This window comes from Neorhizobium puerariae (assembly GCF_042429745.1).
Classification (GTDB): domain Bacteria; phylum Pseudomonadota; class Alphaproteobacteria; order Rhizobiales; family Rhizobiaceae; genus Neorhizobium; species Neorhizobium puerariae.
Genome location: NZ_JBHMAA010000004.1, coordinates 1 through 22,727, shown reverse-complemented (window position 1 = coordinate 22,727; position 22,727 = coordinate 1). Strand labels below are relative to the sequence as shown.

The window sequence follows — 22,727 nt, the reverse complement described above, 5'->3', positions numbered from 1 at the left end:
AAATGCATAGTCTGCCGGCAATCGAATCGTCCCGCAGCTTTTTGACGGAAGCCCATGACATCTGGATTTTCAGGCCTCGGCATCGCCCATCGCGGCCATTTCACCCGGCTCAAATGGCACCGCCTGCGCCGCAGCTTCAACGACCCCCTGTTTTCCGCCGGAGTGATGGCCGAGGGTTTCCGGCTCGGCGCTTCGACCGAACTCGACCTCAGGGTGCGCGCCGATGGCGGCTTCGTCGTGCTGCATGACGAAACGCTCGAAGGCGAAACGAACGGCCACGGCTTCATCGCCGAAACGTCGGCGGACGATATCCGCGGCCTCCGGCTGAAGAGCGGCGGCCATCCCCCGATCCTCAGCGAGGACCTGGCGACGATGCTGGAGACCGCCCATCCGGACGCGCTCCTGCAGTTCGACATGAAGGACACGCTCGCCGTGATCGGCGAACGCGGCTTGGATCACCTCGCCGACCGTTTTGCCGGGGCCGGCGCCTCGGTCATCGTCAGCGGCCACGACCTCAACCTCATCGTCGCGGTCGCGAAACGGCTGCCCGGCCTGAAGCGCGGCATCGACCCGACCGACAAGCTCGGCGAGATCCACGGGGCGGCGGGCTGGGGAGCGGTCGAGAAGGAACTGCTGGCCGACCTGCGCGGCCCCACCGAACCGGACACGATCTATCTTTACTGGCCGATGCTGCTCGATGCCGCCAGGGCCGGGTTCGACATGATCGGCCTCTGCCATGATGCCGGCAAGCTGGTCGACGCCTGGACATTCAACCTCAGGAACCCGGATGCGGGCTTCGACGAGGCCGAAGCCCGCGATTTCGCCGCCCTGATGGCGCTGAAACCGGACCAGATCACCACCGACGAAGCGCCCGCCACCGAACGCGCCTGGTCGAAGATCGCCGGCTGAACCGCTCAATCGTCCCAGAACGGCCCGCGATGGACACGCCGGCTGACCAGCTTCAGGCTGCGGTCGGGCTGGATGATATAGGTCTCCTCGACCCGCTGGCCGAGCTGGTTGCGGAACTCATGCGGCACGATGCTGCCGACAGGCGCCTTGGTGAGGCGGGTCCGCGGCTGGCCCCCGTAGGTGATGCTGCCCGGAATGGGCCGGATTCCCGGCCCCATGTCCAGATAGGCCGTGGTGCCGGAATTGTCGCTGGTACAGCCCGCGAGCAGCATGACGAGCCCGGCGATGGCGATGGTGATTCTCATGGAGTGGTCCTTCCCGGTTTTCCCGCGCGGTGACGGATTTGGCTCAACTCGATGGGCGGACGGAGGTTCCCTTCTTCCGCCCGGCGCATGAATCTTCTACCCATCGCCAAAATATCCGCTACACATTTCAGCCGCCAATGACCGAATGGAGAGGACGAGAACCGTGACGAAATCCTACGGAGCCATGTCGATTGCCGAGCTTTCCGCGCTGATCCAGACGGGAGCGGTCGATCCGCTGGAGGTGACGGAAACGGTGCTCGCCGGTATCGAGGCCCATCCCGACAAGGCGATCTTCGTCTCGCTTCTGAAGGACCGGGCGCTGTCCGAGGCGCGGGCCTCCTCGAAGCGCCTCAGGGAAGGCCGCTCGCTCGGCCTGCTCGACGGCATTCCGATCGCCTGGAAGGACCTCTTCGATATCGAGGGCCTGCCGACCACCGCCGGTTCCAAGGTGTTGAAGACCGCCGCACCGGCCGCAAAGGACGCGGCGATCGTCAATCTGCTGAAGCAGGCGGGCATGGTCGCGGTCGGCCGCACCAACATGAGCGAATTCGCCTTCTCCGGCATCGGCATCAACCCGCATTACGGCACGCCCCGCAACGCGAAGGGCAAGGACGCGCCGCGCATTCCGGGAGGCTCCTCTTCCGGTTCGGGCGTCGCCGTGGCCGCCGGCCTCGTACCGGTCGCCATGGGCACGGATACCGGCGGCTCGATCCGCATTCCCTCGGCGCTGAACGGCATCGTCGGCTACAAGGCGACGCGCGGCCGTTACCGGATGGACGGCGTCTACCCGCTCGCCACCAGCCTCGATTCGCTCGGCCCCCTCTGCCGCACGGTGCAGGATGCGGTCTGGATCGATGCCGCCATGCGCGGGCTTTCCGTGCCGCAGACCGCCCGCAAGCCGACCGCCCCGCTCGATATCGTCATCCCGACCGACATCGTCTTCGACGGCGCCGAGCCGGGTGTGGTGGCCGCCTTCGAAACGGCGATCGGACGCCTGGAAAAAGCCGGCTGCAAGGTAAGCCGCATCGCGTTTCCGGCATTCGGCGAGATCCTGGCGCTGATGGCGAGCCGCGGCGCGCTGGTCAATGCCGAGGCTTTCGCCCTGCATCGCGACCGTCTCCTGGGGCCGGAAGCGGCCGACATGGACCAGCGGGTGGTCGCCCGCACCAGGCTCGGCGAAAAGATCACCCTGCCGGACTATATCGCCATCCGCGAGGCCCGCGCTCGGCTTGTCGCGGAGACGGAGGCGCTGATCGGCGACCGGTTCGTCGCCTTCCCCTCGGTTGCCCATGTCGCGCCGAAGATCGCCGACCTGGCGCAGGACGAGGCTTTCTTCGCCGCGAACGGCAAGACGCTGCGCAACACGCTGCTCGGCAACTTCCTCGACTGGTGCGGCGTTTCGATCCCCTGCGGCACCGGCGATCAGGACATGCCGGTCGGCTTGCTGCTGTCGGCAAACGCCAACCGCGACGAAGCGGTGCTCGAGGCCGCCCTGGCCTATGAGGAAATCGTCAGGGGCTAGGCGATGGCGGCTCTGCCGCCTCCGCTCCTCCCCGCCCCCCGACAGGCACGTCCTCCAATACCCGCCGGGAACGTTTCCCGCCCCGCCCCGTTATCCCGACCGGTCTCGGCGCGGCGATGCGCGGATGCCGTCATGCTCGCTCCTGCGGAAGACAGCCGGCGTGTCGCCTTGGCCGAAAACCGCATGCCGCGAGGGACGGGAGAGAGGGGCGAAAGATGGGAAGGAGCCGGATGAAGAAGCTTTTCACACGCTTCGCGGAAAATACGGCCTATTTCGCCGGGTCCCCGATGACCTTCATCCTTGCCCTTTCCGCCGTCCTCATATGGGGCGTCACCGGACCGTTCTTCGGGTTCTCCGAGGTCTGGCAACTGGTGATCAATACCGGAACCACGATCGTCACCTTCCTGATGGTGTTTCTCGTCCAGAATTCCCAGAACAGGGATGCCGCCGCGATGGAGGCCAAGCTCGACGAACTGCTGCGCGCCGTCGAGCAGGCCCGTTCGGACTTTATCGGGATCGAGCATCTGACCGATGACGAGATCGAGAAGATTCGTGCCCGCCTTGAGAAAAGCTGCGGCCGCCAGGATGACGAGCCGAGACCTCACAGCGCCGTCGGACGCCTGCTTTCCCGCCGATGAACCTCCGGCGCGACGTCACGGGCCAGCCCTCAAGAAGACCTACGCATATGCCCCGGCATCGCCGCGGCGGGCCAGCGCCGAGCCCGATTGGTCGAAGGCGTGAAGATCGGCCGGATCGGCGGTCAGATGAAGGGCCTCCCCTTTCTTCAGATCCTGGGTGCGCTCCAGCTTGACGGTCACGGAGATATCGCCGGGCAGCCGCAGATAGGCGATCGTCACCTCCCCCAGATGCTCGACCAGATCGACCGCTCCGGAAACCAGCGCCTGCCCGGCGGAACCGATCCGCAGATGCTCGGGCCGGATTCCGAGAGTGCCCCGCTCGCGGCCCGCGCGGCCACCGGCGGCGAAACGGGCGAGCGGCAACGGCCTGCCGCCGTGCTCGATACGCGCGGCACCGCCCTCGAAAGCCAGATCGACCGGCAGGAAGTTCATGGCCGGCGAGCCGATGAAACCGGCCACGAACATGTTCCGGGGGGTATCGTAGAGCTCGACGGGCCGGCCGACCTGTTCGATGCGGCCACCGTTCAGGACGACGATCCGGTCCGCCAGCGTCATCGCCTCGACCTGGTCGTGGGTGACGTAGATCATCGTCGTGTCGGGAAGCCGTTCCTTCAGCCTCGCGATCTCGATACGGGTGGCGACCCGCAGCGCCGCGTCGAGATTGGACAGGGGTTCGTCGAACAGGAAGACCTCGGCCTCGCGCACGATGGCCCGGCCGATGGCGACACGCTGGCGCTGGCCGCCGGAGAGCTGGCGCGGGCGGCGCTTGAGATAGGGGCCGAGCTGCAGCATGTCGGCGGCGATGCGGACGCGGCGATCGATCTCCGCCCTGTCGATACGGGCGATCTTCAGGCTGAAGGCGAGATTGTCATAGACATTCATATGCGGATAGAGCGCATAGGACTGGAAGACCATGGCAATGCCGCGCTGCGACGGGGGGATGTCGTTGGCTCGCATGTCCCCGATCAGCAGATCGCCGGAATTGATACCTTCGAGACCCGCAATCATCCGCAGCAGCGTTGACTTGCCGCAGCCGGACGGGCCGACGAAGACGACGAACTCCCCCCGCTCGATATCGAGGTCGATATTGCTGATCACTTCCAGCGAACCGTATGACTTGCGGATGTCCTTGAGGCTGATCGCCGTCATTGTCCTGCTCCAGCATTGTCGTCGCCATCGAGCCAGTACCATCCGTGCTCGGCGACCTTCGGGATGTATTTCGCGCGCGGAAGGCTGTCCTCCGTCCGGATCGTCCAGGACAGCAGCGCCTCCAGCATCTCCGTCCTTTTTGCGGCGTGGCCCGGATCGCCATAGAGATCGTGAAGCTCGCCGGGGTCCCGGCTGAGGTCGAAAAGCCCGCCCCGCCCCATGACGTCGAAGGTCAGCTTGAAATCGCCCTTGCGGACCATCTTCAGGTTCCCGCTCTGTGTCGCGGCATTCAGCTCGTCCAGCTTTCGGCCCTCATAGGGGAAATGCAGCTCCGGCCGCTCTCCCGGCCCGTAGGGCAGGTCGCCTGTTCCCAGTTCGGAATAGATGCTGTCGAATTCGCGCTTCGGATAATCGGCGCCCGTCAGCATCGGCCACAGGCTCCGCCCCTGGACGCCGGCGGGGATCGGCGAGCCGATCATCTCGCAGACGGTCGGGAAGATATCGACAAGCGATACGAAGTCGGTGCCGTTGTCCCGCGCGACGACGCCGGGCCCGGTGAACGACATCGGCACGCGGATCAGGCATTCCGGCAGGCCGGCCCCCTTCCGCTGCAGGCCGTGATCGCCGGCATAGTCGCCGTGATCGGAAACGAAGATCACGACGGTGTCCTCGGAAAGCCCCTTCGCATCGAGGTGATCGAGGAAGCGGGCTATCTGGTCGTCCAGCATGCGGATCATGCCCGCATAGACCGCCCGATAACGCCGCCAGTCGGCGTCGTAACCGGGCCGCTTCCGCTCGAAGAGGTCTGCGAGCCATCGCCATTGGCCTCCACGGGCGATGGTGCTTTCGCGTGAGCCGAGACGGCCGGGCATCTCCCCGGGCGAAAACATCGAAAAATACGGCTCCGGCGCCTGATAGGGATTGTGCGGCTCCGGAAAGGAGAGCCAGAGGAAAAAGGGGGCTTCGCCGTTATCGTCCACGCAGCGTATGGCATCGTCCACGATGCGCGAGCAAAGCTGGGTCGACAGCGGGAATGGCGTCGGCTCCGTCGAGACGTGATGGTCAAGATCGAACAGCCATTGATCGAACTCCCGCTCCAGCGGCGTCGCCCGGTCGGCGGGACCGTCGGTGTGGCTATAGGGGCCGCCGTGGAAATCGAAGTCCTCCGGAGCGAGATGGCTATGGTTCTTGCCGGCCAGGTTGATCGTATAGCCGGCGGCGCGGAGAACCCGGGGCAGGTCGACGGCATAGGTGACGTTCTCTCTGGGCGACCAGTTCTGCTTGACGCGCGTCGCCTTGGGAAAACGCCCCGTCATCAGGCTTGCACGGGCCGGCGTGCAGACCGGTGTCGGCGTATAGGCGTGGCGAAAGCGCATGCCCGACCGGCCGAGCGCCTCGACGCGCGGCATGGTGTCGACGGGAAAGCCTTCGGAGGCGAAGAAGTCCGCCCTTTGCTGGTCGGTCATGACCAGCACGATGTTGGGTTTGCTGTTCATGGAAACATGCTCCATTGATGGGGCGGACGGCGGCCGCCGCCGCCCGCCGTCGTCACGTCACCTGAGGATGGAGACCGCCTGCGAGAAGAAGGTGTCCGCGGCGTCCTTGGGGGTGGTCTGGGCAAAGCCGATCGACTCGTTGAGGCGCTTCAGGAGCGATTCCAGTTCCCCATGGCCGGCGATCCAGCCCGGCGTCTTCTTCGACGCCCGCGGCCGCAGGTCCTTCAGATAGTCGAGGACCAGGCCGCTCGTCTTGTCGACCGATTTCGACAGGATATCGGAGGCCTTGTCCGAGGCCGGTCCGCCGAGCGTCAGCCCCAGAATCCCGATCGCTTCCTCGTCGTTCAGCAGGAAATCGATGAGCTTCGCGGCCTTGTCGATATTCTTCGAACGCGCCGGCACGACCCAGAAATCGAGCGCGCGGATGAGATGGCCATTGTCGGCCGCCCCTGCGGGGCTCGGGCAGGCGCGAATGCCGAGCTCCTGCTTCATCAGCGCCTGGAAGAAGACGAGTTGCTGGCACCAGCCCGTCTGCATGGCCGCCATGTTGCGCACCATGGGTGCGTTCTGGAAACCGGCGCTCTCCGAGGTGATGGCGGGCGGCGGCGCACCTTGTTCGTCCCGCATGGATTGCCAGAAGGCGTACCAGTCGACGAGATCCTGCCGTTCGAAGCCGAGCCCGTCATCCACGTAGAGCGACTTGCCGCGCTGGGTCACGAACAGTTCGAGAAACGCCAGGATGCCGCCGCCGTCATTGGTCCCGTAGTGCTGATTGCCGCCGGCCTTGCCGAGCGCGACGGAAATGTCCCGGAACCCGTCCCATGTCAGGCCGTCGAGCTTGCCGGTGACACCGGCCTTGTCCAGCTTTTCCTTGTTGTAGAAAAGCGCGAACGCGATCTGGTTGTTGCCGATCGCATTGGTCTTGCCGTTCCTCGTTCCGATCTCGACAACGCCGGGATAGAGCTTGGAAATGTCGATCGTCGAGCCGATATGGGGCGTGAGGTCGGCAAGCAATCCGCGCTTGATGTAGCTGTAGAGATAGGTCATCGAGTGCCGGTGCATGTCCGGCGCCCCGCCGCCCGCATATTGTACCGGCAAACGATCCCAGAACTCGTTGAACGGCGCGAATTCGACCGTGGTCGGAATGTCCGGATTCTTCTCGGTGAACAACTTGAGCGCCTTCTGCATGCGCTCATGCGTATCCTGCCCCCCGTACCAGGATACTTTCACCGCGCCGTTCGCGGCAAAGGCCTGGTCGCCCAGCCCCAGCCACAGCGCGGTCGTGCCGCCGATGCCCACCTTCAGCAATTGTCGCCGTTCGAGGGAAAAGCCAGATTTCTTCAAGCGCATTTCACTCCTCCTCCTCATGATGATGCGTTTCGCCGGACCTAGCCCTTGAGGCCGGTCGTCGCGATTCCTTCCGCAAGCTGCCGCTGGAACAGCATGAACAGCACGAAAAGCGGCAGCAGGGTTATCACCGACATCGCAAAGAGCATGCCCCACGCGGACTCCCCGCTCGTTGCGTCGATGAACAGATTGAGAGCCAGAGGCGCCGTGTAGTTTTCAGCGGAGCTCAGGTAGATGAGCTGCGAAAAGAAGTCGTTCCAGGTCCAGAGAAACGAGAAGATCGCGACGAGGACCAGGGCCGGACGGCAGACCGGAAAGATGATGTACCAGAAGATCTGGTACTTGTTGCACCCGTCCATCTCGGCGGCCTGGTCCAGGTCGCGTGGGATGCCGCGGATGAACTGGACAAGCAGGAAGACGAAGAAGGCGTCGACGGCGAAGAACTTCGGCAGGATCAACGGCAGGATCGTATTGACGGCGCCGATGCTCTGGAACGCTATATACTGCGGCAGGATGGTGACATGCATCGGCAGCATCAGGGTCAGCAGCATGACCGTGAAGGCCGCCCTGGAAAAGGGAAAGTGCAGCCGCGCGAAAGCATATGCGGCAAGGGAGCAGGAAAAGAGGTTCCCGATGATCGCAAGAAGGCAGATGAACGCCGAATTCAGCATGAAGACGCCGAACGGCATGCCGAGCTTGTTCCAGCCCTCGACATAGTTCTGAAAGGTGAAATGGCCGGGATCGAGGCCCGCATCGCTGAAGATGATGCTTTCCGGCTTGAACGAACTCGATAGCAGCCAGAGCAGCGGATAGCTCATCAGCAATGCGATGCCGGCAAGCAGGATGATGCGGACGACGCGACGAGCCGGGGTGGAGATGTTGATGTCGGTGATCGTGCTCATCTCTCGTCAACTCTCGTAATGGACCCAGAAACGCGAGGCGTAGAAGGAGATCGCCGTGAAGACGGCGATGATCACGAGCAGCACCCAGGCCATCGCCATGGCATAGCCCATGCGGAAGTTCCGAAACCCTTCGACGTAGAGATAAAGCGTGTAGAAGAGCGTCGAATCGACCGGCCCGCCAGTGCCGTCGCTGATCACGAAGGCCGGGACGAAGGCCTGGAAGGCATTGATCGTCTGCATGACGAGATTGAAAAGGATCAGCGGGCTCAGAAGCGGCAGCGTGATGCGGAAGAACCGCTGCACCGGGCTTGCGCCGTCCATGATGGAGGCATCGACGATCTCCTTGGGAATCTGCCGCACGCCGGCGAGAAAGATCACCATCGGCGCGCCGAACTGCCAGATATGCAGGATGATGAGCGTCCACAGCGCATAGCGCGGATCGCCGATCCAGCTGGTGGTTTGGAAGCCGAGACCGCCGAGCATCATGCTGACGAGGCCGTTGCTGCCGAAGATCTGCCGCCACAGCACGCCGATCGCGACGCTGCCGCCGAGCAGCGAAGGCAGGTAGAAGACGCTGCGGAAGAGGTTGGCGGTGGGAGTCTGGTGCGACAGGGCGACTGCGATCACCAGCGCCACGGCGATGGAAAGCGGGACCGACACCAGCACATATGTCGTCGTCACCTCGAGAGACTTCAGATAGCGAGGGTCCTGCGTGAAAAGCCGCTCGTAGTTTTCCAGCCCGATCCACTCAGGCGGGGAAAGAAGGTCATAGTGGCTGAAACTCAGGACGAAGGAGCCGATCATCGGAAGCGCGGTCAGGAAGACCAGCCCCACCAGCCACGGCAGAAGGAAGACGAATGCGGCGCGCGCCTCCCCGCGGTGAGACGGCGCGAGCGCATCGGCCGGCGCCGGCCGGCGCCTGTAGAACCATCTGGATGTCTTCAACGTCTCCATCCCCTCGCCTCCCGCAACATCCATCGGACTATTCGTGGCCGGCGGCCTTGCGCGCCTGGCGGCGGGCGTTGTCGATCTTCTCCTGCGGCATGATGGCGGCGGGCATCGTCGTGATGTCGCGAATGGTCTCCAGGGGAAGTTTCGGAACGCGGGCGGCGGTCAGCAGCCCGTTCGCCTCCTGCTCCGTATCCGTCACCTGCGTATAGCAGTAGCCGGCCAGATTGGAGCTTGCGGCAATCGCCGAGAACAGGTCGCGCAGGCGGGTTTCGAACTCCTGCGGATCGCTCACGGTGGAATAGCCGTGCCAGTTGTCCCCCTGCTTCGGCATGTAGCTGAGCCCGCCGAATTCGGTCAGCATGACCGGCCGGTCGCCAAGCTCCCGTTCGCCGAGCACAAGGCGGCGGCGTGCCGGCCCCATGCCTTTCAGCATGGCTTCCATGCCCTCCCGGTCATGGAAGCGGCTGCTCAGCCCCTCGCCGTCGGGCGCGTAGTCGTGAACCGACCAGATGTCGCTTTCGACCAGTTCCCAACCGTCGTTGGAGATCGCAGGCCGGCTCGGATCGAGCGCCTTGGTCATATGATAGAGCGCCGATGCAAAATGCGCCTGGTCCTCGCGCACCGCGATATGGGACACGCCCCAGCTCTCGTTCAACGGCACCCAGGCGACGATGCACGGGTGGCTCCTGTCGCGGCGGATCGCCTCCATCCACTCCTGCGACAGGCGCTCCATCATCGAACTGGAGAAGGCGTAGGCGCTCGGCATCTCCTCCCAGACGAGCAGGCCGAGCACGTCGCACCAATGGAGGAAACGCGGATCTTCGATCTTCTGGTGGATGCGAACGCCGTTGAAGCCCATGGATTTGATGAGCTCGACTTCCTTGCGCAAGGCATCCGGACCTGGCGCGGCGAGATGCGATTCCGGCCAGTAGTTCTGGCCGAGCACCATCCGCAGGTAGTAGGGATGTTCGTTCAGCAGGAAGAGGCGATTGCCGATCCCCACGCTGCGCAGCCCGAAATAGCTTTCCACCCGGTCCGGGGTTTCCCCTTCGAGGATGATCTCGGCCGCGACGAGATTGGGCTTCTCCGGCGTCCACAGAAGGTGGTCGCGATAGGTCCCATGCTCGATCTGCGGTATGGAGATATCGAAACGCAGCTCGCTGTCGGCCAGCATGACGCTCTGTTCCGCGAGAGGCTTTCCTTTCGCCCCGAATTTCATCGTCAGCCGGACCGGCCTGGACGGCATGGCGTTGAGGCGGACCTCGCAACGGACCCGGGCGTTCACGAGGTCGGGAGTGAAATGGATATCGGTGAGATGCAGGGCCGGCACGACGCTCAGCCAGACAGGCTGCCAGATCCCGCTGGTGCGGTGATACCAGATGGCATGCGGCTCTTCGAGCCAGTCCTGTTTGCCGCGCGGAATGCGCACGTCGAGCGGCTGATCCTCCGCCCGGACGACCACCGTCTGCTCGCCCTCGCCGCTTAATGCCCCGGTGACGTCGGTGGAAAACGGCACATGCCCGCCGCGATGGGTCGCCACGCACTGGCCGTTGACCCACACGCTCGCGGCATAGTCGACGGCGCCGAAATGGAGGACGAGGCGCTCATCCCGGCCGAGCTTCGGGCTCACGAAGGTGCGGCGATACCAGATCACCGGATGAAAGCCGGAAACGCCGATGCCGGAGAGTTTCGATTCCGGCGGATAAGGCACCGTGATCGTCCTGTCGAAAACGTCGGCGCGTTTCCACCAGCTTTCCAGCATGCCGAGATCGGCGTCGTCGAAGGCAAAGCCCCACTGGCCGCAAAGATCGGCCAGGCCCTCCCGATGGAATTGCGGGTTGGGCGCGAATGCAGCCGTCACGGGTGATTGAATCGTCACGATATGTCCTCCTCCAGCCCCGAGGACGAGCAAAACCCTCCGCGCAAACGTCTGTCTGCGTCGTTCGTTCGCCCAGCGGGAAGATATGAAACCGCCCCTCCAGAGCGGTTGCTAAATTTGTTTAGCAACCTGCTTGACGAAAATCCTGTTGTCAAGGAGGTTATGCAAAACGGGGGGCGGCATGAAAAAACGAGTCAAGATGGTTGATGTGGCGCGGGCGGCGAACGTCTCCCGCACGACCGTATCGCTCGTCCTGAACGGCATTCCAGGCGTGCGGATTGCGGAGACGACGCGTCAGCGCGTCCTGCAGGTTGCGCGCGAACTTGGTTATTCGCCGGGTCCCCTGATCGAAAACCTCGATCCCGGGCGCAAGCGGCTGTTCGGCGTCATGATCAACGAAATCTCCGCCGCCTATCCTATCGACTTGATCTACGGCCTGCAGAACTGGGCGGATGCGCACGGGCTGCAGATCGTTATCCAGGTGACCGACAGCGCCGCCGATCATGAGATCGCGGCACTTGAAAACTTTGCCCGTTTTGGCGTCGAGGGCGTCGTCTATGCCAACACGTTCACCGCCATCGTTTCACCGCCGGTCTCGCTCGGCAACTTCCGTCATGTCCTGCTCAATTGCCGCCGCGAGGACAGCAGCGGTTTCGCCGTCCTGCCCGCCGAAAGGCACGGCGGCATGCTGGCGGCCGATCATCTGATCGAGACCGGCCGCAGGCGCATCGCGACCATCACCGGCGACCCCTGGCAGCTCGCCAGCATCGAGCGCCTGGCCGGCTATCATCGCTCGCTCAACCGGGCCGGCCTCAACCACGGCGCCCGGTTCGAGCGCGTCAGCGATTGGGGTCACGCCAGCGGCCACGCTGCGGCGCGCGAACTGCTTTCTCTTTCCGCGCCGCCGGACGCGCTTTTCTGCCACAACGACATCGTGGCGCGCGGCGCCATGGCGGCGGTCCATGAAATGGGGCTGAAGGTGCCGGAGGATCTCGCGATCATCGGTTATGACGACCGCGAATTCGCGCGCGACCTCGGAATCTCCAGCGTGACGCTGCCCCTCGCCGAGATGGGAGAGCGGGCCTTGTCCGAACTGGCGGGCGAGTCGGTCCCGGCCGACAGGACGGTGACCGTTCAGGGCAGGCTCGTCGCGCGCATGAGCACCGGGGCGTCACGCTAGCGCAATTCCAGCAAAAGTGGGAAAGCGGCTCAGGCGGGGTCCCTTTCCCAGTACCACGCCACATACATGTTCTTCTTGTCATGCCGGCGGCTCTTCAGGAGGGTGCGGATGGAGCGCACGTCTTCCTTTTCGCAGGCGAACCAGACGAAGGTTCCGTCGTCCATTGCCGCGATCGCCTTCCCGGTTTCCTCCGCAAGAATGCTCCTGATGCCCGCCGGATAGTCCTTGCGATGCAGCCAGCGGACATCAAGCGAACCCGGCGAGGGCAAGGGCTGCTCCTCGGCTCCGTCCTGCACCTCGATGATCGCCTGGACCCGCGTACCCGCCCGCACTTCGGCGGCAATGCGGGCGATGGCGGGAAGAGCGCTTTCGTCCCCGGCCAGAAGGATGGACCCCGCTGCCGGCAGGCTGCCGCCTCCCGGCCCGAGCAGCGCGGCCTTCTCCCCGGGCTGCGCATCGCGGGCGAAATCGGCTCCCGGAGTTTGCACGCCGGACATGGGGTGCTGCAGGAAATCGACCCACAGTTCGTTGCGTTCGGTATCGACGGCCCGGATCGTATAAACACGGACCAGGAGTTCGTCCTCGCCCTCCGGCCAGGCGATGCGGCCGTCCTCGCGATACCGCGGCCAGACCGGCGCCCTGCCCTTCGGCGGCACGAGGAGACGGACATGCATGTCGCCTCCGATGAACGGCGTGACATCCGCGCAGGCAAATTTCACCCGCCGCATGTGGGGCGTCACGTCTTCAGCGGAAACGACCGTGACCTCGTGGATATTCGGCAGCACCGACAGCGCCGCCGGCTCGGACCAGGTCAATTCGAGCTTGTCGTCTCCGGCAAAGTAGAACATGTGTTCCGCAATGCTGGTGCGGCTCATCTGAAGCGTCCGCTCCGACGGGCAGTCCAGTTCGATCAGGAGCCTCTGCTCCTCCACGCGAATGCTCGCGGTCCCGAACCTGCTTGTCAGCAGCGCGAAATCCGCGGTCCGCTGCACGTCGGCATGTTCCACGAAGTGCTCGCAGATCTCGTCGAGCATGTGCACCGCGTCCTTTACGAGCGCTATGCCCGAAAGCTTGAATTCCTGAACCGCGTTCATGACTGGTCCTCCTTGACGTCCTGCTGCGTTGCCATGCGATGCCGGCCGATCGGAAGCATGATCGGACGGCCCGAAGTGGGATCGGTGACGATGCGGCTTTCAAGACCGAAGACCTGCCGCACGTTCTCTTCCGTCAGCACCTCCTCCGGCCTGCCGGAGACGTGCACGCGTCCTTCCGCCATCGCGACGAGGTGGTCTGCGTAGCGGGCCGCGAGGTTGAGATCGTGCAGCACCATGACGACGGTGGTGCCGCGCGAATGGTTGAGATCGGTCAGCAGGTCCAGCACCTCGACCTGATGGCTGATGTCGAGAAATGTCGTCGGCTCATCCAGAAGCAGAACCTCGGTCTGTTGAGCCAGCGCCATGGCGATCCAGACCCGCTGGCGTTGCCCGCCGGAAAGCTCGTCCACCGGCCTTTCGGCAAGTTCCGAGGTTCTGGTCGCGGCAAGCGCACCGGCCACGGCTTCGTCGTCCTGCCGCGACCAGCGCGAGAACAGGCCCTGATGCGGGTGTCTCCCCCGGCTGACGAGATCGGCAACCGTGATGCCTTCGGGCGCGGTCGGTGATTGGGGAAGCAGGCCGAGTGTCCGGGCCAGCTCCCTGGGCGGCGTCCGGTGGATCGACCTGCCGTCGAGCAGCACATACCCCCGGCTCGGCGAAAGCAGCCGCGACATCGCGCGCAGCAGCGTGGACTTGCCGCAGGCGTTGGCCCCGACGATTACTGTGATCCTGCCGGGCGGCACGGCGAGATCGAGCCCGTGCAGGATTTCCGCATCGCCGTAACCGGCCGAAAGGCCGCTGGCTGTCAGGGCGTGAACGGTCATAGCGAACCTCCGGTCCGGTTGACGCGGACGATCAGGAAAATCAGGTAGGGAGCGCCGAGCGCGCCGGTCACCACGCCGACGGGATAGCGGCTCGGCAGCAGGAATTGCCCCACGTAATCGCCGGCCAGAACCAGCACCGCGCCGATCAGGGCCGAGGGGACCAGCAGCGACCCGCTGTTTCCCACGATACGGGCGGCGATCGGGCCGGAAAGAAAGGCGACGAAAGCGATCGGGCCGGTCACGGCTGTCGCCGATGCGATGATCCCGACGGCCCCGACGATGGCCATGATTCGCGTCGCCGCGACCCGGACCCCGAGGGCGGCGGCCGTATCGTCCCCCAGCCGCAGCGCCTCAAGGTCGCGCGCGCGGCTCAGCAGAAGCCCGCCGAAGACGGTGAGTGCCACAAGAAGCGGGAGCGCCTGCCCTAGCTGCGCGCCATTGACGCTGCCGGTCAGCCAGCGGATCGCCTCCTGCAGGCTCCAGGCCGGGGCCTGCGAGAGGATATAGGCGACGAAGCTTTCCAGCATCGCCGAAACGCCGATCCCGACAAGGATGAGCCGCGTCCCCGCGACACCGTTCCTGGACGAAAGCGCATAGACGAGGAGCGCAACGCCCAGGCCGGCGACAACCGCAAAGATCGAAACGACCGGCCCTTTCATCGACAGCACGACGATGGCGAACACGGCGGCGGCGCTTGCGCCCGAACTGATGCCGATGATGTCCGGGCTGGCCAGCGGATTGCGCAGCATGATCTGGAAGGCCACGCCACCGAGCCCGAAACTCAGGCCCGCAAGCACCGAAAGCACGGCCCGCGGCAGCCTCAATTGCCCGACGGCAAAGGTCGCCCCCCGGATGTTCTCGCCAAGCAGCACGCGGACGACGTCGCCGGGGGGTGTAAAGGATTGCCCGAGCGACAGGGCCAGGGCGAAAATCGCGGCCACCAGGGCCAGCAGGATGACGACCGCGAGCGCCTGCCTGCGCTGACGGCGGCGGCGACTGCCGACGATGAGAGGAAGCGTGGAGGAGAGCATGGTCACAGTTCACGCACCCGTTGACGCCTGACGATCCAGATGAAGAACGGCGCCCCGACGAGCGCAGTCACGATGCCGACGTCGAGTTCGGCCGGTCTGGCGACGATGCGCCCAACGATGTCGGCGGCCAGAAGCAGGCAGGCACCGCCGAGCGTGGAAAGGGGCAGCAGCCACCGATGATCGACCCCGACCAGCAGGCGGCAGACATGCGGAACGACCAGCCCCAGAAAGCCGATCGGTCCGCAAACCGCGGTGGTCGCACCGCATAACAGGATCGCGCCAAGCGCGGCGACGGCGCGGGCCACCGCGACGCGCTCGCCAAGCCCGGCCGCCAGCTCGTCGCCCAGGGCGAGCGAATTCAGCTTTCGCGCCAACAGAAGGCTGATCGCAAAACCTGCCGCAAGAAACGGCAGCACCGGGAAGATGCGCTCGAAGGTCGCTCCGCCGACGCCGCCGATCTGCCAGGAGCGGATGCCGCCCGCGATATCGGCTCGCGGCAACACCACGGCGATCACCATCGAGGAGAACGCAACCGATGTCGCCGCGCCGGCAAGCGCCAGCTTAAGTGGCGTGGCCCCGCCGCGCCCCAGCGAGCCGATGACGTAAACGAAGACCGCCGAACATCCGGCGCCCAGGATCGCGGTCCAGATATAGGCGTCGGCGGAGGCCATGTCGAACCACGCGACACCCACGACGACGGCAAGCGACGCCCCCATGTTGACGCCCAGTATGCCCGGATCGGCGAGAGGATTGCGCGTCACGCCCTGCATGATCGCCCCGGCAAGCCCCAGTGCCGCCCCGGCGAGCGCGGCAAGCAGGGTGCGGGGAATACGAACATTGACCGCCGCCTGGCCGATGCTGTCGAGCTGGCCGGCCAGTCCCGCCACGATATCGGCCCAACCCACCTCGCGCGTGCCGACCGTGACCGAAAGCCCGCACAGCAGGGCCAGAAGCGCGACCATGCCAATCAGCCAGAAGCTTCGCGTCCGGTTCGACCGCAGGGAGACAGGCCGGCGGGTGGGCGATTTCACGCCGGCGATTGTCATTTGGACTTTCTGGCGGCATCGCCAAGCAAGGCCACATAGTCTTTCAGGACCCACGGGATCGAAAGCGGCGTCGGATTGGCCGCCGTGCCGACCGGGTTTCTGCCCAGCATGACGAGCGCGTCCCTGGAGACGGCCGGCATTCTGGTCATCAGCGGGTTCGCCGCCAGCGCATCGAGCAGCTGCCGGTTGCCATAGGTGACGACGATGTCGACGTCGTCGAATGCGTCGATGCGTTCAGCGCTGATGGAACCGGAGAATTTTCCCGGAGCCGAAGCCTCTACGACGCTTTTCGGCGATTTCAGACCAAGGTCGGCGAAGAATTTCACGCGGGTGTCGTTGGTCGTGTAGAAATTGACGATGCTCAGGTCCGATGCGCTGAGATGGGTGATGAACATCGCCGATTTGCCCTTGAGATCAGGATGTCCGTCGACCGTTGCCGCAATGTCGGCCTCGATCTTCCCGATCAGGGCCTCGCCCTCGGCGGCCATGCCGAGACCGGCGCTGTTGAAGCGGATCATCTCGCGCCAGTCGGTCGACCAGGGTGCCTCGGGATAGGCGACGACGGGCGCGATCTGGCTCAGCGTATCGTAGTCGGATTGGCTGAGGCCGGAATAGGCGGCGAGGATGACATCCGGCCGGGTGGCGGCGACCGCCTCGAAATCGATGCCGTCTCCTTCATCGAAAAGCACCGGCTTGCCGGCATGAAGCTCTGACAGCTTCCCGGCCACCCAGGGCAGCAGCCCGTCGCCGTCATCGTCACCGAAATTGGCTGCGGCAAAGCCAACGGGCACGATGCCGAGCGCCAGTGGCACCTCATGGTTGGCCCATGCAACCGTCGCCACCCGCCCGGGCTTGCCGGGGATGATCGTCGTGCCGAGAGCGTGCTTGATGGTGATCGGATAGGACGTGCTCTCCCCTGCCCGGGCATCGCTGAACGCGATCATCGAAACGCATGCCACCGCCACCTTCACGGCAGAAAGCAAGAACCGTAGCATCGTGGAAACTCCGCCAAACGTTTAAGTGGACTTCCACTTTCAGGTTAATCGACCGGCGTCAACGGCCATGCCGGCGCGGAGAGGCAAGAGCATTGAGATTCCCATAGTATCCTACAAAACTCCGGAAATTTACAATACTGGATAACTGTACTCAAGTTAGTAGCCTCGCGGGGATTATCAAGCCAGACCATTTGCTGCCCGAGGGGCCGGGAACCGATCTCGCCCGTCGGGCCTCCGGGATGCGCTTCGGGATGATGCCCTGCCCGGCGCCGAAATCGCGTTGCCGGTCGAAGCCTTGAACAGTCACGTTAACGGTTGGAATTTGAAAATGGACATCGAAAGAACAAGCGCTCGCCCGGGACAGGCCTCCATCCGCTACCGGAATGCGGTCCTTCTGGCTTGCACGGCGCTTGTCGCCTTCACTCCGACTTTCTCATTCAGTCAGCAAGCCGATGATTCAAGTTCCGATACCACCCTTAAACCGATCGTCATCCAGGGCAGCGGCAACGCCGGCGTTCTCGATACCGGGAATGACTCGAAATCGATCGTTGCGACGGAAACGACGGCCGTCGGCAAGATGCCGTCCGATATTCTGGAAACGCCCGCCTCGGTCTCCGTCATCACATCCAGGGAGATCGAGGAGCGCGGCGCAAACAGCATCGAGCAGGTGGTGCAATATACCGCCGGCGTGGTCACCGACTATTACGGCTCGGATGACCGTTACGACTACTTCAAGATCCGCGGTTTCGCGCCCTTTACCTATCGCGATGGCTTGGCCATGGGCAGAAGTTGGGGCGGGATTCTGGAAGAGCCCTATGGCTACGAGCGCGTCGAGGTCCTGAAAGGCGCCAATTCCACGGGCTTCGGAGTTTCCGATCCCGGCGGTTCGGTGAACTATGTGACAAAGCTGCCGAAAAGCGAGCGTTTCGGCGAGGTGTATGGTACGGGTGGTTCGTTTGCGCACAAGGAAGCGGGTTTCGATTTCGGCGACAACATCACCGAGGACGGCGCCCTTTCCTATCGCCTGACGGGCAAGCTCCAGCGATCAGACGCCGAATACGACTATTCCCGGGATGACGAAAACTTCATCATGGGCGGCATTACCTGGAGACCCACGGATGCGACCAGCCTTTCGTTCGTCTTCGATCATCTCGACCGGGATGGCACGCCGAGCGGCGGCGGCCACCCCAGATTCACGGATTTTGACAGGGACAAGTTCTTCGGCGAGCCGGACTATAACTACGACAAGACGAACAGGAACACCTACAGCGTCCTGTTCAATCACGATTTCGAAAACGGCCTGACCTTCAATTCGAGCGCGCGATACAGCAAGTCGTCGAACAGGTTCGGCTATGCCTATATCTATGATGCGCTGGGCGCCAGCGATCCGGCTGACACGACGGTGGACCGCATTTTCTTCGGAGGCGACGGCAAGGACGAGCAATTCGTCATCGACGCACATCTGCTCTATGAGGCGAACTTCGATCAGGTGGAAAGCCGCACGCTTTTCGGCGTCGACTACAAAACGATCGAGTCCGTCAGCAACACATATGTTCTGTATCCGCCGGTCTGGGGCGGGACGGCGCCCGGCATCGATTGGCGGAATCCGGTTTATTCCGGGTTGCCCGGTCCCATTCCGCTCGCTGAAAGCAAGACAAACGACCAGAAGACGAAAGCGATCTACCTTCAGGAGGATCTGGTCTTCTTCGACAAGCTGACCGCGAGCATCGGACTGCGCAACGACTGGCTCGATCTTGACGAAACGAGCACGGTTACCGGCGCGAAGGCGGGTGATTACAGTGAACTGACCAAGCGCTTCGGCCTGAGCTACAAGATCACCGACGAACTCGCAGTCTATACCAGTTATGCCGAATCCGTCGCGCCCCCGAGCACGGGGGTCGAACCGACGACCGGCAAGCAATACGAAGTCGGCGTAAAATATCGTCCGGATGCCTTTCCCGCCTTGTTCACCGCTTCCGTCTACGACCTGACGATGGAGAACATCACGACGCGCGAGGCGCCCGCGTATCTGGCCTCGACGGTTGACAAGGTGCGGCATCGCGGCATCGACCTCGAAGCCAAGATGGAGGTGACGAACAATATCAACCTGATCGCCGCCTATGCCTATATCGACTCCAAGATCGTGGAACCCGGCAACGATACCGGCTTGAATGGCAAGCGCTTCGCGCAGGTTCCGGAACACATGGCTTCGGTGTGGGGCACTTATACGCTGGAAGGCAATGGAAGCCGCGGCGACATGACCTTCGGGCTTGGCGCCCGCTATGTCGGTTCGTATTACTTCGACAACGCAAATGCGCGGAAGTCGGATGGTGCCGTGGTATTTGACGCCGCCTTTACCTACAAAATCCAGGAAAATACGACATTCCAGGTGAACGCCAGCAATCTGTTCGACGAGAAGCATATCGCCAATGATGACGGCGGCGCATATTATTACAATCCCGGCCGCGTGATCATGGCGACGCTGCGCCAGACCTGGTGACGACACCGTCCCGCCCGCAATCCTGCCGGGTGGGGCATACGTCCGAAATTCGGCGGTGCGAATTCAGCGGGCCTGCTGCATCCTGCGCCATGCCGCAGGCGTCTCGCCCGTGATCTGCCGGAACACCTTGGTGAAATGGGCCTGGTCGGAAAACCCGAGCTGGGCTGCGATGCCCGCCACCGTCAGATCGCTTTCGCGCAACAGTTCTTTGGCCAGGTCGGTGCGCTTGCCAAGCTGCCATTGAAGCGGCGTCTTGCCGGTTGTCTGCTTGAAGACATTGGCGAACCAGCTTTCGGACAGACCGACGGTCGCCGCCATCTCGGCAACGGACATCCGGCAGTCGGCAAGGCTGTCCATACGCGAAACGAGCTTGTTCATCTGAGCCTGCGTCAGCCTGCCGCCGGCCTTTTCGCTGTCGTGCTCGGGAATATCGAGAAGGCCCGAGACGATGCTGCCCACAAGGCTTTCGGCATAAACGGCATGTTTCGAGGGGCTCGATATTTCATCGACCAGCAGGCCCGCCAGGGTTTCGATCGCCCCGACGTCCTGGATTTCCACCGGGCGGCGCAATGCCGTCTGCGCCGCCGAACTTCCCACCGAAGGCGACAGAAACCTCAGCAGCCGATCCCTGTGCAGGTGCAGATTGAGATGGGAGAAACGGTGCGCGGATTTGCTGCTGGTCCACATGGGCACGCCGGCCGGGACATAGACCGCCCGCGTCATCGGGCGAGAGTGTTCCGGCAGATCGCCGTCCCGGTTCGATATGCGGATGCGCGACGAAACGTCGTTGAAGAAAATCATGATGCGCGGATCATCCGCCAGATAGTACCCCCTGGCGCCCGGCTGGCTTTCAGCCTCCCAGAAAGCGCCCACGAGGCCATCCAGGCAGCGCCACCTGACCGGAGCGACCACCCGGATACCCTCGGTGTGCCAGACCATTGAATGCCAGAAACTCAACGTTGAAATTCGCCCGCGCTTTCAGATAACCCCTAAAATCATGAGAAAAAATATCATGTTTTTCCGAGATGGCAAGCCATCCGCCTGACGCCGGAAAGCGTGCTGCAACGCAACGGAGGACCGAAAGTGTCAGAACGAAAGTCACCGCCCAGATGCAGCAAGAATTCAAATCTGCTCTATATACCTAAAAATGTGGCAGCAAACCGTTTGCTCAGCCCCATACAATTGGAATGGGGGTACGATGGTAGCGGGAGGCAGAATTGAACTGCCGACCTTGGGGTTATGAATCCCACGCTCTCACCAACTGAGCTATCCCGCCACAAGGACTGCGGAGAAGCTTCCTGAGAGCCTGTCCGCGTCGGTCGTGCGGCTTATAAGTCGCCCGTCACCAAAGTGTCAAGCACGGTTTTGGCAAATCCGGCGGCTATTTTGACTGCCGCGGGATATGGGCGGTTCAGGCCGCCACGGGCGCGGAAAGCAGCGCCTGCAGGGATGCCTCGGCGGCCGGGGCGCGCTCGGAACGCTCGATGAAACCGCCGCCATAGACGCGCGCGTCCGGGCCGTCGGCCGAATAGAGCACGCAGGCCTGACCGGGCGCCACGCCCGCCTCGCCGACCGCCAGATCGACATAGACGCCCCGGCTGTCGCAGTGCACGGTCGCCGGCGCCGGCGGACGCGTCGAGCGCACCTTGGCGAAGCAGGCGAAACCATCCCTCGCATCGACGTCCAGAGCCCCGTCGCCGATCCAGTTGACGTCGCGCAGGTAGACGCGGTGCGTGTCGAGCGCCTCCTTCGGGCCGACGATCACCCGGCGCGAGCGGGCGTCGAGATAGACGACATAGAGCGGCTCGCCCGTCGCCACGCCAAGCCCCTTCCGCTGGCCGATCGTGTAGTTCACGATGCCCTGATGGCGGCCGAGCACCCGGCCGTCGATATGCACGATGTCGCCCGCAAGCGCCGCATTCGGCTTCAGCTTGCTGATGATGTCGGTGTATTTGCCCTGCGGCACGAAACAGATGTCCTGGCTGTCCGCCTTCTTCGCGACGACAAGCCCCATGTCCTCGGCAAGCGCCCTCACCTCGGCCTTGGGCATGCCGCCGAGCGGAAAGCGCAGGTAGTCGATCTGCTCCTGCGTGGTCGCGAACAGGAACCAGCTCTGGTCGCGGTCGCTGTCGGCCGGACGGAACAGCGCCCTGCGGTTCGGATTGGCGGGCGTCGGATTCGGCCGCGAGCGGATATAGTGGCCGGTCGCCAGCGCGTCGGCGCCCAGCTCCTTGGCCGTCGCCAGCAGGTCGGCGAACTTGACGGTCTGGTTGCAGGCCACGCACGGGATCGGCGTTTCACCCATGGCATAGGCTTCGGCGAACGGGTTGATCACCGTTTCACGGAACCGCTTCTCGTAATCCAGCACATAATGCGGAATGCCGAGCGTCTCGGAAACCCGGCGCGCGTCGTCGATGTCCTGCCCGGCGCAGCAGGAGCCGGCGCGATGCACCGCCGCGCCGTGGTCGTAGAGCTGCAGCGTGATGCCGATGACGTCATAGCCCTGACGTTTGAGCAGGCCGGCGACGACGGAGGAATCCACTCCCCCCGACATGGCAACGACAACGCGTGTGTCTTCCGGCCTCTTGTCAAAATCCAGCGTATTCACGGGTAACTCTCTCGGTATCTCAGGCCGCGATGCGAAAGCAGCAAGGCGGAACGTCGGACCCGGCGCGGGATCGGCCGCAATCCGGGCAATTCCTGGCGGATATAGAAAGGATTGGGCTCCGGCGCAAGGAGGCTGGATATTTCAGCGGCACCGCAGGCTCTCTCCCCTCCTCCGTGGACGCGCTTCGCATCCCCTATCGGACCGAATGACGGCCCGGTCGGTGGGCGGATTCCGCCCTTGGCGATCCCGGTTGATTTTCTCTCCCGGTTTGACCGGGGGCAAGGTTTCGGCCGGGACACGTCGAGTGCCTCGTATTGAAATTGATAAGTGACACGCGACGTGTCCCGTTCG

The 22,727-nt window shown here is 63.7% G+C and carries 19 protein-coding genes and 1 tRNA gene; 5 read left to right on the top strand and 15 right to left on the bottom strand.

Going from position 1 to position 22,727, the window contains the following annotated elements; all coding sequences use genetic code 11:
- Positions 1–54: 54 nt before the first annotated feature.
- Positions 55–909, top strand: a complete 855-nt coding sequence (locus tag ACFFP0_RS02235; protein WP_377255499.1) for a glycerophosphodiester phosphodiesterase — start codon at positions 55–57, stop codon at positions 907–909.
- Positions 910–914: 5 nt separating this feature from the next.
- Here the strand turns inward: ACFFP0_RS02235 and ACFFP0_RS02230 are convergent, their stop codons facing one another.
- Positions 915–1,214, bottom strand: a complete 300-nt coding sequence (locus ACFFP0_RS02230) for a hypothetical protein (protein ID WP_377255496.1) — start codon at positions 1,212–1,214, stop codon at positions 915–917.
- Positions 1,215–1,377: 163 nt separating this feature from the next.
- Here ACFFP0_RS02230 and ACFFP0_RS02225 point away from each other — a divergent pair, with 163 nt between their 5' ends.
- Both ACFFP0_RS02225 and ACFFP0_RS02220 read left to right on the top strand, forming a co-directional pair.
- A complete protein-coding gene (locus tag ACFFP0_RS02225) occupies positions 1,378–2,736 on the top strand; it encodes an amidase (RefSeq protein ID WP_377255493.1) in 1,359 nt (452 codons plus the stop codon).
- A gap of 230 nt (positions 2,737–2,966) precedes the next feature.
- The gene (locus ACFFP0_RS02220; protein ID WP_377255491.1) at positions 2,967–3,374 is read left to right on the top strand and encodes a low affinity iron permease family protein; all 408 of its coding nucleotides are present in this window, start codon (positions 2,967–2,969) and stop codon (positions 3,372–3,374) included.
- A 39-nt stretch (positions 3,375–3,413) separates the two neighbouring features.
- Here the strand turns inward: ACFFP0_RS02220 and ACFFP0_RS02215 are convergent, their stop codons facing one another.
- From ACFFP0_RS02215 to ACFFP0_RS02190, 6 genes are read right to left on the bottom strand one after another with little or no spacing between them, the layout of a single operon-like run.
- Positions 3,414–4,523, bottom strand: a complete 1,110-nt coding sequence (locus ACFFP0_RS02215) for an ABC transporter ATP-binding protein (RefSeq protein WP_377255488.1) — start codon at positions 4,521–4,523, stop codon at positions 3,414–3,416.
- The gene (locus ACFFP0_RS02210; RefSeq protein WP_377255485.1) at positions 4,520–6,019 is read right to left on the bottom strand and encodes a sulfatase family protein; all 1,500 of its coding nucleotides are present in this window, start codon (positions 6,017–6,019) and stop codon (positions 4,520–4,522) included. Before ACFFP0_RS02210 ends, ACFFP0_RS02215 begins: the two co-directional genes overlap by 4 nt.
- Before the next feature lie 57 nt (positions 6,020–6,076).
- Positions 6,077–7,369 (bottom strand): ABC transporter substrate-binding protein, encoded by a 1,293-nt coding sequence (locus ACFFP0_RS02205; protein WP_377255482.1) that lies wholly within the window; start codon positions 7,367–7,369, stop codon positions 6,077–6,079.
- A 38-nt stretch (positions 7,370–7,407) separates the two neighbouring features.
- Positions 7,408–8,268 carry a carbohydrate ABC transporter permease gene (locus tag ACFFP0_RS02200; protein ID WP_377255479.1) on the bottom strand — a complete coding sequence of 287 codons (861 nt, stop codon included), beginning with the start codon at positions 8,266–8,268 and terminating at the stop codon, positions 7,408–7,410.
- A 6-nt stretch (positions 8,269–8,274) separates the two neighbouring features.
- Positions 8,275–9,222, bottom strand: coding sequence for a carbohydrate ABC transporter permease (locus ACFFP0_RS02195; protein ID WP_377255476.1), 948 nt, complete (start codon positions 9,220–9,222; stop codon positions 8,275–8,277).
- Positions 9,223–9,250: 28 nt separating this feature from the next.
- The gene (locus ACFFP0_RS02190) at positions 9,251–11,098 is read right to left on the bottom strand and encodes a glycoside hydrolase family 2 protein (protein WP_377255472.1); all 1,848 of its coding nucleotides are present in this window, start codon (positions 11,096–11,098) and stop codon (positions 9,251–9,253) included.
- 181 nt (positions 11,099–11,279) lie between these two features.
- Here ACFFP0_RS02190 and ACFFP0_RS02185 point away from each other — a divergent pair, with 181 nt between their 5' ends.
- Positions 11,280–12,278 carry a LacI family DNA-binding transcriptional regulator gene (locus ACFFP0_RS02185; RefSeq protein ID WP_377255469.1) on the top strand — a complete coding sequence of 333 codons (999 nt, stop codon included), beginning with the start codon at positions 11,280–11,282 and terminating at the stop codon, positions 12,276–12,278.
- Positions 12,279–12,307: 29 nt separating this feature from the next.
- Here the strand turns inward: ACFFP0_RS02185 and ACFFP0_RS02180 are convergent, their stop codons facing one another.
- Genes ACFFP0_RS02180 through ACFFP0_RS02160 form a run of 5 tightly spaced genes read right to left on the bottom strand, consistent with a single transcriptional unit; the run spans position 12,308 to position 17,217 of the window.
- A complete protein-coding gene (locus tag ACFFP0_RS02180; RefSeq protein WP_377255466.1) occupies positions 12,308–13,372 on the bottom strand; it encodes a DUF2218 domain-containing protein in 1,065 nt (354 codons plus the stop codon).
- Positions 13,369–14,196, bottom strand: a complete 828-nt coding sequence (locus ACFFP0_RS02175) for an ABC transporter ATP-binding protein (RefSeq protein WP_377255463.1) — start codon at positions 14,194–14,196, stop codon at positions 13,369–13,371. The genes ACFFP0_RS02180 and ACFFP0_RS02175 overlap by 4 nt, the downstream gene beginning before the upstream one ends.
- Entirely contained in the window at positions 14,193–15,227 is a 1,035-nt protein-coding gene (locus tag ACFFP0_RS02170) for a FecCD family ABC transporter permease (RefSeq protein ID WP_377256022.1), read from the bottom strand. Before ACFFP0_RS02170 ends, ACFFP0_RS02175 begins: the two co-directional genes overlap by 4 nt.
- 2 nt (positions 15,228–15,229) lie before the next feature.
- A complete protein-coding gene (locus ACFFP0_RS02165) occupies positions 15,230–16,273 on the bottom strand; it encodes a FecCD family ABC transporter permease (protein WP_377255460.1) in 1,044 nt (347 codons plus the stop codon).
- Entirely contained in the window at positions 16,270–17,217 is a 948-nt protein-coding gene (locus ACFFP0_RS02160; protein ID WP_377256019.1) for an iron-siderophore ABC transporter substrate-binding protein, read from the bottom strand. Before ACFFP0_RS02160 ends, ACFFP0_RS02165 begins: the two co-directional genes overlap by 4 nt.
- Before the next feature lie 379 nt (positions 17,218–17,596).
- Between ACFFP0_RS02160 and ACFFP0_RS02155 the strand changes: the two genes are divergently transcribed.
- Complete coding sequence (locus ACFFP0_RS02155) at positions 17,597–19,768, top strand: TonB-dependent siderophore receptor (protein WP_377255457.1); 2,172 nt, start codon at positions 17,597–17,599, stop codon at positions 19,766–19,768.
- Between the two features lie 63 nt (positions 19,769–19,831).
- On the opposite strand, the gene ACFFP0_RS02150 is transcribed toward ACFFP0_RS02155, so the two are convergent.
- From ACFFP0_RS02150 to mnmA, 3 genes are all read right to left on the bottom strand, one after another.
- Positions 19,832–20,725 (bottom strand): helix-turn-helix domain-containing protein, encoded by an 894-nt coding sequence (locus ACFFP0_RS02150; RefSeq protein ID WP_377255455.1) that lies wholly within the window; start codon positions 20,723–20,725, stop codon positions 19,832–19,834.
- A 242-nt stretch (positions 20,726–20,967) separates the two neighbouring features.
- Positions 20,968–21,044, bottom strand: a tRNA-Met gene (locus ACFFP0_RS02145).
- 135 nt (positions 21,045–21,179) lie between these two features.
- Positions 21,180–22,376, bottom strand: coding sequence for a tRNA 2-thiouridine(34) synthase MnmA (gene mnmA, locus ACFFP0_RS02140; RefSeq protein WP_377255452.1), 1,197 nt, complete (start codon positions 22,374–22,376; stop codon positions 21,180–21,182).
- Between the last annotated feature and the right edge of the window lie 351 nt (positions 22,377–22,727).